The organism is Pseudomonadota bacterium, assembly GCA_023229365.1.
In the GTDB taxonomy this organism is placed as follows: Bacteria; Myxococcota_A; Polyangia; order JAAYKL01; family JAAYKL01; genus JALNZK01.
Window position 1 is genome coordinate 20,711 of the sequence record JALNZK010000056.1, and the last position, 11,454, is coordinate 32,164.

An 11,454-nucleotide genomic window follows, 5' to 3' on the forward strand; every position below is an offset into this window, starting at 1 on the left:
CCTGAACGGCTGCGAGAACGCCGCGCCCGGTGGCCGGGCCACCTTTTCATTTCACGGCGTTCATTCCGGAAAACCGGGTCGAACGTTTCAAAGAGAATGACCCTCAACGACGTCGTTTGTCAATAACGGAGGGGCGCGAAAACCGTTCGCTCTGGAGTTTTGAAACGCCGTGAGAAATGCTCGGCGGGCGCGCTATCAGAACTGGAACGCGAGGCCGGCCTGGATGTCGATGTTCGGAAGAATCATCATACCTTCCTGCCCAAAAAGAAAATCAAGTGTCACACCAAAATTAACCCCAAAATTGTCAATAAACCAGTAGTACCCATCCATCCCAACTTCCGCATCAAAACCCTTCACCTCGCGGAAGAAGTGCGTGATCCTGCCGCTCGATCCGTTCCAACCGTCCTCGTCTACGAAATCCTTGTCACCATCGCCGTCGAGGCAGATCAGCTGGCCTTCCTCGTACTCGACCCCGTCGTCGGTCTCCCATTCGCTCGTGTCGCCGCTGTACTCGTAGCCGTCGTCGTCGGCCTCGACTGGCTTGCAGTCCTTGTACTCCACTCGGCTCTGGAAAATTCCAAAACCAAGACCTGTAATGATATGGAGTTGGAAACCTGTACCGTCATCGTCGCCTACTACCCTAAACGAAGTGAGGAGAAGAAAGGACGGCGCGAACGGCATCACATGTTCTCTGTTTTGCGAAACCGCCGCCGGAGTCGCGTATTTTTCTAACGCCATGCCGCCGCGGAACATGAGCCCCACCCCAAGCCAAGGCACCGGTGGAATACTAATCATCGGGTTGGCGCGAATGTGCAGTTTGTCGAACGCGAAGCCGGTCGCGATCTTGAGATCGCCCTTGGAGACCTGGTTGTAGGGCTTTTCGCTGCCCCCCGTGACGACCCCCGCGCCGGTGCCGGCGTTGATCGACATGCGGAAGTGCGACTTGAAGTCGCCGCCGCCGCCGCCGCCGCCCTCGGACGTCGTGCACATCTCCCCGACGCACGCCATTCCGGAGCAGCACTCGGCGTCGTTGTCGCACAGATCCCCCAGCTGCTTGCAGGAGGCGTTGCAGTCCGGGTTCCACGGCGGGCACTCGGCCGTGCACGCGCCCGGCGGCGTCTCGTTGGGCAGCGCCGGCGGCGGCACGGTGAGCGTCTGGACGATGCTGATCTGGTACGGCTGCATCTCGCTCGCCGCGGTGCCGAGGAGCTGGTTCGCGGGATCGAGCACGGCGATGTAGTACTCGATGCCGATCGGCTCGAGCGTCGTGAGCACGTCGCACCCGATCGTCGCGGCGTAGCCGGACGTGTGCTGCTGCATCTGCACCTGCTGGTAGATGCGCTCGCCCACCGTGCGGTAGAACAGGATGACCTGCCCGACCGACACGTTCGGGTTCACCTCGGCGAAGATCGGGATCGGCACCATGCGCGCCTGCTGCGTGACCTGCATGTGGCGGATGACCTGCATCGCCTGCGGCTGCGGTTGCGGATACTGGGGCTGCGGCTGCGGGTACTGCGGCTGCGGTTGCGGCTGGGGCTGCGGCTGCGGGTAGACCGGCGGCGGCGGCACCGGCGCCGCGCCCGAGCACGCGCCCGGCGCCTGCACCTGCCCCTGCGCCGCGTTGAACAGCATCTGGATGTCCGGCGTCGTGTTCAGCGGATCGAGCATCACGGTGCGATCCTGGCACAAGGCCTTCTTGAAGTAGTCGAGCGCGCCGGCGTTGTTGCCCATGCCGCCCGCCTCGACGATGCCCAGGTTCGCGTAGGTCCTCGCGAGCGGCTGGCCGCGGACGCCGTACTGGTTGCACGTCGCCTCGGCCTGCTGGAGGAGCTGTTTCGCCTCCGCGAACCGCAGGTCGCCGTACATCGCCATCGCCTGCTGGTTGAGCTGGAGCACCGTGCCCTGCGGTCCCCCGGCCTGCGCGCGGGCCTCCCCGCCCGCGGCGAGCAGCGCGAGCGACACGGCCGCAGACAACACCACGAACGTCGGAATTCCTCTCATTGGCAGCATCCGTTCCTACTCGTTCTGTGGGACGTCCGTCCGCACGAATTCGACGCGCCGGTTCGCCGCCCGGCCGTCGTCGGTCAGGTTCGTGTCCACCGGCTTCTCCTCACCCCATCCCTGCGACGTCAACCGGCCCTTGCCGATCATCCCCTTCTTGACGAGGTGATCCAAGACCGCCTTGGCGCGCTTGGTGCTCAGCTTCTTGTTGTACTTGTCGTTGCCGCGGCTGTCCGTGTGCCCCTCGATGCTCAGGGTGATCTCCGGGTTGTCGCGGAGCACCTGCGCCACGGTCGAGAGGATCGGGAACGAGTCCGGCAGGATCTTCGCCTTGTTGTAAGCGAAGTGAATCATCTGGTTGATCCGGATGTGCGTCTCCGTGATCTCCACGCCCTCGTACCTCTTCGGGCAGCCCTTGTTCGCCTTGTCGCCCTTCACGTTCGGGCACTCGTCGTCAGGATCGAGCACCTCGTCCGCGTCGTTGTCGTTGTCCGGGCAGCCGTCCTCGTCCTCGTACCCGTCCGGATCCTCCGGGTTGTCGATGCACTTGTCGCGCGTGTCCGGGATGCCGTCCGCGTCGTTGTCGTCGTCGGGGCAGCCGTCCTCGTCGAGGTAGCCGTCGCGATCCTCCGCGTCGACGACGCACTGGTCGGCGGAGTCCATGATGCCGTCCCCGTCGGTGTCCTGATCCTCCGGGCAGCCGTCCGTGTCCTCCACGCCGTCGAGGTCCTCGGCCTGGTCCGGGCACCTGTCCACGTCGGCGCAGATGCGGTCGTCGTCCGCGTCGACGCACTCCGGCGGCAGCGGCGCGGCCACGACGACGGCGAGCCCCGCGCACTTCTCCGGCGGCGAGCTCGCCTCGGCCTTCTCGAGGTTCGACATCGCGACCTCGTAGTGATCGCGGGCCCGGCTGCTCATCCCCTGCGAGATCTCGAGCGACGCGAACTTGAGGTTCGACTTGGCGAGCGCGAGCTCCTTGGGCGCGCAGGTGTAGGCGCCGTTGCGCTCCACCTGCTCGACGCGGCTTTGGGCCGACTCGATGCCGCCCTTGAGCCGGGCCGTCTCCGCGCACCCGAGCTGGGCGACGGCGATCAGCGCGAGCGCGGCCGCGGCGACGAGGCTGTGCGACGACGGTGCACGCATCTAGCGCCCCCTCTCGCGGCTGTACCGGAGCGCGATCTCCCGCGCGCTGCGCGCGAACGACCGCGCCTCGCGCGCGTACTCGATCGCGGCTTCGTAGTCGGAGTAGCCGACCTCCTCGCGCGCCTTGTGCAGGAACTCGACGGCGGAATAGTACTCGTACGGCGCCGCGCACTGCGGCTTCCCCTCGAGGGAGGAGGCCGAGGGCTTCGCGGTGTCGGTCGTCGCGATCGCGGTGCCCGGATCCGGTGCCGACGCCGCGGCGACGGGCGAGCGCGCCTCCAGCTGGGCGTCGGTGCAATGGGCGCCGGCGACCTCGGCGGCGGCGACGGCCTGCGAGGCCTCCACGATCACCACGGTGTATTCGATAGGGGCGCACCCAGCGAGCAACAGGACGACGAACGACACGACGGGCACGGATAACCTACCGTTCACGAGCGTCCTCCCTTGTTCACATTCCAACCGTACGGGACCCTTGAGAATTAACCTTAGTTATCAAACTCGTTCTTCCACGTCAACATGAGGTGGGACCGGCTCAGGAGGCGGAGCCGGGGTTGGCCGGCGCGAGCGCGCCTCGGATGATGCGCGCGATTCGGTTCACGGTCCGAAACTCCGGGATCAGGTCCTCGGTCAGCTCGACCGCGAACTCCTGCTCCAGCTGGGCCAGGAGCTCGAGGCGCGCCATCGAGTCCATCCCGAGCGCGGCGAGATCGTCGTCCGGCCCGAGGGCGGCGCCGGACGAGACCTTCGAAAGGACGAAGGCGACCCGCTCCCGGATCCGCGCGAGCTCCTCGTCGCGCCGCGCGCCCGCCCCCGAAGCGTCTTCGTTCGGGGTCATCCGCGCTTCGCCTCCCGCCACGCGCCCTCGAGCTCGTCCGGCGACAGCGCGCCGAGCTCCCGGCCCGAGGCGCGCACGAGCGCCTCCATCGCCGCGAAGCGCGTCGCGAACGTCCCGCAGCCCTTGCGCAGCGCCTCCTCCGGCAGGTGGCCGAGGTGGCGCGCCCACTGCGCGACGGCGAACAGGAGATCCCCGAGCTCGTCCTCGACCTGTCCGGGATCGCCTGCCGCGATCGCCTCGTCGACCTCGCGCAGCTCCTCGGCGACCTTGTCGCGCACGCCCGCGGCGTCGGGCCAGTCGAAGCCCACCCGGCCGGCCTTCTCGCCCATCCGCGCCGCCTTCTGCAGCGCCGGGAGGCTCCGCGGCAGCCCGTCGAAGAGGCCGCGGCCGGCCTTCTCGCCCTTCTTGATCTTCTCCCAGTTGACGAGCACCTCGCCGGCGCCGCTCACCGCGGTCTCGCCGAAGACGTGCGGGTGCCTGTGCACGAGCTTCCGGCTCAGGCCCGCGACCACGGCCGCGATGTCGAACGCCCCCCGCTCGGCGCCGATCTGCGCGTGCAGCAGGATCTGCAGGAGCACGTCCCCGAGCTCCTCGCGCATCTCGTCGTCGCTCTTCCGGTCAACGGCGTCGAGCAGCTCGTACGACTCCTCGATCAGGAACGGCTTCAGCGTCTCGTGGGTCTGCTCGCGATCCCAGGGGCAGCCGCCGGGGGCGCGGAGCCGCCGGATGATCTCGACGAGCTCGGCGAACGCCTTCTCGGCGCCCCGGGGTTCCTCGCTCTCGCGGTTCGCGCTCACGGCGACAACGGGTAGCACGGCGACACCGCGCGGGCAAGCGGCGCGGTCTCCGCGCCCGGGGTCAGATCTGCGGGGTGTAGCTCGGCCGCGAGAGGCTCTTCGGCGGCGAGTTGGTGAGGTAGATCGGCTGGCCGGTCGACTCGAGCACCGATCGCCACATGTCTCCTTCCGGGTCGACGTTCTTCCTATGGCCCGCGAGCCGCTCTAGCGGGATGTGCGTGAACCGCCCGTGCGAACGGCCGACCGCCATCCCCGTGCGCCCCGACATCCCGGCGTGCGCCGCGGCCTGCGCGAGGTAGCCGCAGAAGATCGAGTCGGTCGAGCACGGCGGCGCGGAGCGGATCATGTAGCTCGGGTCGATGTACTTGAGCGACAGCTTGACGCTCTTCGCGAACCGCTCCTGGATCCGGTCCTTGAGGAAGACGCCGATGTCGCCGAGCACCGCGTTGCCGGACGCGTCGGTCCGCCTCTCCGCCTCGAGGTGGCTCTGGCCGGCGCCCTCCGCCACGACGATCACCGTGAACTTCCGCTGCGCGAACCTGTCCTCCAGGTAGGCGTAGACGCCGCCGTCGCCCTCGAGATCGAAAGGCAGCTCCGGGATGAGCACGAGGTTGACGTTGCGCATGGCGAGCGCGGCGTTCGCCGCGATGAAGCCCGACGCGCGGCCCATCAGCTTGACGAGCCCGATGCCGTTGACCGTCGACAGCGCCTCCGCGTACGCGGCGCTGATCGCCTCGGCCGCGAGCCCGACGGCGGTGTCGAACCCGAAGGTCTGATCCACGAGCGGGATGTCGTTGTCGATGGTCTTCGGGATGCCGACGACGCCGATCTTCGCGCCCCGCCGCGCGACCTCCTCGTGGATCCGGAGCGCGCCGCGGAACGTCCCGTCGCCGCCGATCGCGAACAGGAGGCCGATCCCCATCCGCTCGAGCGTGTCGACCATCGCGGCCGGATCCTGCGGCCCGCGCGACGTGCCGAGCACCGTGCCGCCCATCGTGTGGATGTCGCGCACGCGCTCCGGCGTCAGCTCGACGACCGGGTGCCCCTCCTGCGGGACGAGGCCGGCGAACCCGTACCGGAACCCGTGGATGCGGCGCACCCCGTACCCGTGCCAGAGCGCCATCACGAGGCCGCGGACCACGGTGTTCAGTCCCGGGCAGATGCCGCCGCAGGTCACGATGCCGACCCCGAGCAGCAGAGGGTCGAAGAAGATCTTCTGCCGCGGCCCGGCGAGCTCGAGGAGCGGGGGCGTCCCGCCGGCGCGGAGGCTCTCCGCGATCTTGGACCACTCCACGTCCGCCACGATGCGCGAATCGTCGGCCGTGAAATCGACGACGTTGTCTCCCGGATCGGTGCCGAGCTCGAGCGGCGAGTCCAACGTCGCGGGCCCGAGCTTCTCGATTTCGAAGTTGTGCTTCATCGCATGCTCCTCGTTCCGGCTGGGCGCGCCTTCCCCTGCGTCGCGCCGGACCATGTTGCGTCGCCGCGAACGCGCCGTCAATGTTGACACCCCCGGCGCCGTGGGTTCAAAGACGGGCATGATCGCGAACGAGAAGGCGCTCCACGATCTCGAGTGGGGCCGGCTCCTCTCCCACCTCGCGGCGCGCTGCGCGTGCGAGGACGCCGCCCTGCGCTGCCTTTCGCTGCCCTTCCTCGAAGACGACGAGGCCTGGGCGCGCCTCGCCGCGGTCGGCGAGATCCTCTCCCGCCTCCGCGAGGACGACGCGCCGCCGCGCCTCGCCGCGAGGCCCTTCGCCGAGGCGCTCGCCCACGTCCGGGGCGCCGGCGCCGTGCCGGGCGACGCGCTCTGCGCCATCGCGGCGAACCTCGGCCTGTACGCGTCGGCCGCCCGCTACCTGGACAACCGGCGCGACAGGTGCCCGCTGAACGCGGCCCTGGCGATCCCGAAGGGCGGCGAGCGCTGGGCGCTCTCGCTCTCCCGCCTGGCCCAGGAGATCGAGTCCGCGTTCGAGCCGGACGGCGCCATCTCCGACGGCGCGAGCCCGGAGATCGGCCGGCTGCGCAGGCGCGCCGTCTCGCTCCGGCAGGGGCTGCTCGCGCGGCTCGACGAGATCGCGGAGCGCGACGCGGATCTGCTCCAGGAGCGGACCGTCACGCTGCGCAACGACAGGTACGTGCTCCCGGTGCGGACCGACGCCCACCGGCGGATCCGCGGCATCGTCCACGGCACGTCGAGCACCGGCGCGACCGTCTTCGTCGAGCCCGAGGAGGTGGTCGGCCTCGCGAACGATCTCACGCTGGCGCGGGAGGACGTCATCCGCGAGGAGGCGCGGATCCTCGCGGCGCTCGGCGCCGCCGTGCGCGATCAGATGGACGAGGTGTCGTTCGCGTGCGCGATCATCGTCGATCTCGAGACCGGGATCGCCGCCGCGCGGCTCGCGCTGGATCTCGACGCCGCGGCCCCGTCGCGCGCGGGGCCCGGGGAGGCGGAGATCATCCGGGCGCGGCACCCGCTGCTCGTCCTCGACGGCGTCGCGGTCGTGCCCGCCACGGTGACGCTGCGCCGCGGGGAGTGCCTCCTCGTCTCCGGCCCGAACGCCGGCGGCAAGACCGTGCTCCTCAAGACGGTCGGGCTGTTCGGGCTGATGCTCGCCGCGGGGCTCCCGGTGCCCGCGGATCCGCGGTCGCGGATCGGCATCCCGCGCGCCGTGCTGACCGACATCGGCGACGACCAGAGCCTCGAGAACAACCTCTCGACCTTCTCGGCGCACATGCGGAACATCGCCGCGATCCTCGCCGCCGCGCGGGCGGGGGGCCTGGTCCTCCTCGACGAGCTGTGCGGCGGCACGGATCCGCTCGAGGGCGCGGCGCTCGCCGAGGCGACGCTCGAGGCGCTGGTCGCGGGCGGGGCGACGGCGCTCGCGACGACACACTTCGACACGCTCAAGTCGCGCGCCCAGGACAAGGCCGGCTTCGTGAACGCGGCGATGGGGTTCGACGTCGGCGGCGGCAGGCCGACGTTCGAGCTCCGGCTCGGGCTGCCCGGGAGCTCGAGCGCGTTCGCCGTGGCGGCGCGCTTCGGGATCCCGGACGCCGTCCTCGACTCGGCGCAGAGGCTCCTCCCCGAGGGCGTGCGGGAGCTCGCGTCCGCGGTCGCCGCGCTCGACAAGGCGAAGCACGACGCGGAGATCGAGCGGCTCGCGCTCGCGGAGCAGCGCAGCGCGCTCGCGACGGAGGCGAAGCGGCACGCGGACGAGATGGTCCGGCTCCGGGCGCGGGACGAGCGGTTCGTCGACAAGGAGCGGGAGGCGCTCTGGCAGGAGATCCGACGGGCGCGGGAGCGGGTGCGCGACGCGGAGGCGACGCTCAAGCGGCGGAGGGTCGACGCCCCTGGGGCGAAGTCGGCGCGCGACGCGATCAACGCGGTCGCCGAGCGGCTGGCCCCCGGCGGCGCGCTCGGCCAGGGCCGGCCCGACGAGCTGCCCGGCGCCCCGGCGCTCCCGGATGATCTTCGCGAGGGAGCGCGCGTCCACGTCGTCTCGCTCGGCAAGGAGGCGATCGTCGCCGAGCCGCTGCGCGGCAACACGGCGTTCGTCCGGCTCGGCTCGGCGCGGCTGCGCGTGCCGCTCGAGGATCTCCGGTTCCTCGGCGAGGCGCGGCCCCGCACAGGCCCGGCGCCGAAGAAGCCCGCGCCGGCGCGCGAGGAGGCGCCCGATCGCGTCGAGGCCGTGCCCAGGGGACCCGTGCGGACCGCGGGCAACGTCCTCGATCTGCGCGGCGCCACCGTGGACGAGGCGATCGATCGCGTCGACGCTTTCCTGGACGCCATGCTGCGGGACGGGGCCGACGCGGCGTTCGTCATCCACGGGTTCGGGACGGGCGCGCTCCAGGACGCGATCCGCCGCCACCTCGACGGTTCGCGCTACGTCGCGCGCTGGCGCCCCGGGGATCGAGAGGAGGGCGGCGACGGCGTCACCGTTGCCTGGCTCCGTTAGCCTCCTCGCCCTCGTCGTCCGCTTCGAACGAGGCGAGCATCTTGCGGATCGCGTCGGCGCGCCGCACCTGCCGCGGCGAGGTCGAGTAGGTCGCCGCGAGCACCGTCCACGCCCGGAACCAGATCGGCGTGCCCACGTCGGCGTCGTCGAGCCGGGAGAGCAGCTCCCAGCAGGTCTGCTCGAGCCGCCGGTAGCGCTTCTGCGCCATCAGGATCTCGCGCAGCCTTTCGAGCGCCGGGAGGCACGTCGGATCCTCGCGGAGCGCGCGGAGGAACAGGGCGACCGCGAGCCCCGGGCGCTTCATCTCCGTGAGGGCGAGGTTCCCGGCGGCGCAGTGGTGGGTGGCGCGGGACGACGCCTCGCCCGACGTGGCGCGGCGCTCGATCTGCCGCAGCCCCTCGCGCGGCTTGCCCGACGAGATCGCCTCCCCGACGAGGCGCTTGAGCTCCGGATCCGCGTCCCCGTCGATCTCGCAGCGGCCGGCCGCCGCGGAGACCCGCCGCCCGAGCATGAGGCCGCGCACGAAGCGGAACGCGAGCACCGCGATGAAGAGCACGGCGGCGATGGCGAGGACTGGCTTCATCATGGCCGCGATGATAACCCGGCGCCGAAGGGAGTCAACGCCGGACCCCGGGCGAGGCCGCGTAGGGCCCGGCGTCGGTGAGGAGGTAGATCGCAAACGACGCGAGCCAGTGCTCGCCGCCGTAGCCGCTCCCCGCCATCTTCCCGAGGCCGTCCTCGCGGTGGATCGCCGCGAGCCGCTCGAGCACCGCCCGGCGCGGATCGCCCTCCTCGAGCGCGCTGGCGATCCCGCGGTAGGCCGCGGCGCGCTGGAGCGACAGGCCGATGAGGTGCCCGATGCGCGGATCCTCGCGATCCTTCACGACGGGAGCCGTCCGCAGCGGGGCGAACGCCGGCGCGTCGAGCGGGGGGAGGAACCTGTCGAGCCATGTCGCGAGCTCCTGCTTCGGGAGCACGCGGCGCATGAGATCCGCCTCCGCGAGGCACGGCGAGATGAAGTCCTCGCCCGAGGGCTCGAAGGCGGTCGGGCACGCCGCGTCCGCGAGGTAGAAGTCTCGCGCGCGCCGCTCGAGGAGCTCGCGCAGCCCCGTGTCGGCGGTCGCCACGGCGTAGTCGTGGGCGTGCGCCAGGGCGAACGCCGTCGAGCTGTGGGTGCCGTCGCGGATCGGCACCGAGAGGGTCTCGAGGTAGCGCGACAGCGCCGCCGCGACGTGCCGCTCGAGCGGCTCGAGGATCGCCGCCCAGCGCCGCGCGTCCGGATCGTCCCACGTGCGCAGCTCCGCCGCGAGCCGCAGGAGCCACCCGTAGCCGTACGGCCGTTCGTAGGTCCTGCTGAGCGGCTCCGCGAAGTACGCGAGCTCGCCCGCGATCCGCTCCGCCGTGAAGTGCGCCTCGAGAGCCTCCCGCGCCCTCCCCTCTTCCGCGAAGCCGGTGGTCTTCATGAGCCGCACCAGCGCCCAGTGGCCGTGCACCGACGAGTGCCAGTCGAAGCAGCCGAAGAACGCCGGGTGCAGCACGCGCGGCGGCCGCATCGTCTCGTCGCCGTCCAGGATCTCGCTCGGCTTGTTCGGGTACTCGCGATCGACGCAGGCGAGCGACAGCGCCGCGAGCTCGCCCGCGCGGGCGGCGTCGAGGCTGCGCTCCGCGGGCGCCGGCAGCTCGCGCAGGAGGTCGCGGTAGTCGGGCGACGAGGGAGGCGCGGCCTTCGCCTCCGCCGCCGGTTCCGCTCTCGGCTCGTCGTTCGCGCAGCCCGAGAGCGCGGCCGCGAGGGAGACAATCGCGACGCGCAGGGCGCGGTTCTTCGTCGTCGTGCACATGGCGTCATCATACGCGTCCCGCGCTGTCCCGGAAACCCATTGCCATCGATCCGAAGAACGTGTATTCATAGGGCTTGCAGAGCGTATGCTCTCAATATCATTGGGTTTTTCGATGTCACGCATCGTCTCGGTCGCGAACCAGAAAGGCGGCGTCGGCAAGACGACGACCGCCGTGAACATGGGCGCTTCTCTCGCCGCGGCCGAGAAGACGGTGCTCGTGGTCGACCTCGATCCGCAGGCGAACGCGACCTCCGGGCTCGGCGTCAACCCCGACGACGCCGCGGCGAGCTCCTACGAGGTGCTCATCGGCGCGGTCCCTGCCGAGGCGGCGATCACGCCCACGACGCTCGACTTCCTCGACCTGATCCCCGCGAGCCGCGATCTCGCGGGCGCCGAGGTCGAGCTCGTCGACGCCGAGGATCGCGAGGCGCGGCTGCGCGAGGCGCTCGACGCGATCCGAGATCGGTACGACTACATCATCATCGACTGCCCGCCCTCGCTCGGCCTCCTGACGCTCAACGCCCTGTGCGCGGCCGACGCCGTCGTCGTCCCCTTGCAGTGCGAGTACTACGCGCTCGAGGGGCTGTCGCGCCTGCTCGAGACGATCGGTATCCTGCGCGAGCGGCTGAACCCGAGCCTCGAGATCGACGGCATCCTGCTCACGATGTACGACTCCCGCAACAACCTCTCGGAGCAGGTCGCCCGCGAGGTGCGCCAGAACTTCGACGGCCGCGTGTTCGAGACGATCATCCCGCGCAACGTTCGCCTCTCGGAGAGCCCGTCGTTCGGGAAGCCGGCGCTCTTGTACGACGTGAAGTCGAAGGGGACCCAGCGCTACCTCGAGTTCGCGCGCGAGTACCTGGAGATCGGGCGGTGAACGACCC

General features: G+C 70.5%; 10 protein-coding genes. 2 read left to right on the forward strand and 8 right to left on the reverse strand.

The window, feature by feature from the left end:
• Positions 1-195 precede the first annotated feature (195 nt).
• From M0R80_19430 to M0R80_19455, 6 genes are all read right to left on the reverse strand, one after another.
• A complete protein-coding gene (locus tag M0R80_19430) occupies positions 196-2,001 on the reverse strand; it encodes a hypothetical protein (protein MCK9461806.1) in 1,806 nt (601 codons plus the stop codon).
• 15 nt (positions 2,002-2,016) lie between these two features.
• Positions 2,017-3,144 (reverse strand): OmpA family protein, encoded by a 1,128-nt coding sequence (locus M0R80_19435; GenBank protein MCK9461807.1) that lies wholly within the window; start codon positions 3,142-3,144, stop codon positions 2,017-2,019.
• Entirely contained in the window at positions 3,145-3,576 is a 432-nt protein-coding gene (locus M0R80_19440; GenBank protein ID MCK9461808.1) for a DUF4398 domain-containing protein, read from the reverse strand.
• 100 nt (positions 3,577-3,676) lie between these two features.
• Entirely contained in the window at positions 3,677-3,979 is a 303-nt protein-coding gene (locus M0R80_19445) for a phosphopantetheine-binding protein (protein ID MCK9461809.1), read from the reverse strand.
• On the reverse strand, positions 3,976-4,776 hold the full coding sequence (mazG, locus tag M0R80_19450) for a nucleoside triphosphate pyrophosphohydrolase (GenBank protein MCK9461810.1): 801 nt from the start codon (positions 4,774-4,776) through the stop codon (positions 3,976-3,978). Before mazG ends, M0R80_19445 begins: the two co-directional genes overlap by 4 nt.
• 61 nt (positions 4,777-4,837) lie before the next feature.
• Positions 4,838-6,196, reverse strand: coding sequence for an ATP-dependent 6-phosphofructokinase (locus M0R80_19455; GenBank protein MCK9461811.1), 1,359 nt, complete (start codon positions 6,194-6,196; stop codon positions 4,838-4,840).
• A 100-nt stretch (positions 6,197-6,296) separates the two neighbouring features.
• Here M0R80_19455 and M0R80_19460 point away from each other — a divergent pair, with 100 nt between their 5' ends.
• A complete protein-coding gene (locus tag M0R80_19460; GenBank protein MCK9461812.1) occupies positions 6,297-8,732 on the forward strand; it encodes a Smr/MutS family protein in 2,436 nt (811 codons plus the stop codon).
• Here the strand turns inward: M0R80_19460 and M0R80_19465 are convergent.
• Both M0R80_19465 and M0R80_19470 read right to left on the reverse strand, forming a co-directional pair.
• Entirely contained in the window at positions 8,710-9,318 is a 609-nt protein-coding gene (locus M0R80_19465; GenBank protein MCK9461813.1) for a hypothetical protein, read from the reverse strand. The genes M0R80_19460 and M0R80_19465 overlap by 23 nt on opposite strands.
• 31 nt (positions 9,319-9,349) lie before the next feature.
• Positions 9,350-10,570, reverse strand: coding sequence for a DUF2891 domain-containing protein (locus M0R80_19470; GenBank protein MCK9461814.1), 1,221 nt, complete (start codon positions 10,568-10,570; stop codon positions 9,350-9,352).
• Positions 10,571-10,682: 112 nt separating this feature from the next.
• Between M0R80_19470 and M0R80_19475 the strand changes: the two genes are divergently transcribed.
• Positions 10,683-11,447 carry an AAA family ATPase gene (locus M0R80_19475; protein MCK9461815.1) on the forward strand — a complete coding sequence of 255 codons (765 nt, stop codon included), beginning with the start codon at positions 10,683-10,685 and terminating at the stop codon, positions 11,445-11,447.
• The last annotated feature ends 7 nt before the right edge of the window (positions 11,448-11,454 follow it).

Excerpts from the sequence above, each read along its gene's own strand:
- M0R80_19465 (MCK9461813.1), bottom strand. The coding sequence starts at position 9,318 with ATGATGAAGCCAGTCCTCGCCATCGCCGCCGTGCTCTTCATCGCGGTG.
- M0R80_19435 (MCK9461807.1), bottom strand. The coding sequence starts at position 3,144 with ATGCGTGCACCGTCGTCGCACAGCCTCGTCGCCGCGGCCGCGCTCGCG.
- M0R80_19455 (MCK9461811.1), bottom strand. The coding sequence starts at position 6,196 with ATGAAGCACAACTTCGAAATCGAGAAGCTCGGGCCCGCGACGTTGGAC.
- M0R80_19445 (MCK9461809.1), bottom strand. The coding sequence starts at position 3,979 with ATGACCCCGAACGAAGACGCTTCGGGGGCGGGCGCGCGGCGCGACGAG.
- M0R80_19430 (MCK9461806.1), bottom strand. The coding sequence starts at position 2,001 with ATGAGAGGAATTCCGACGTTCGTGGTGTTGTCTGCGGCCGTGTCGCTC.
- M0R80_19470 (MCK9461814.1), bottom strand. The coding sequence starts at position 10,570 with ATGTGCACGACGACGAAGAACCGCGCCCTGCGCGTCGCGATTGTCTCC.
- M0R80_19475 (MCK9461815.1), top strand. The coding sequence starts at position 10,683 with ATGTCACGCATCGTCTCGGTCGCGAACCAGAAAGGCGGCGTCGGCAAG.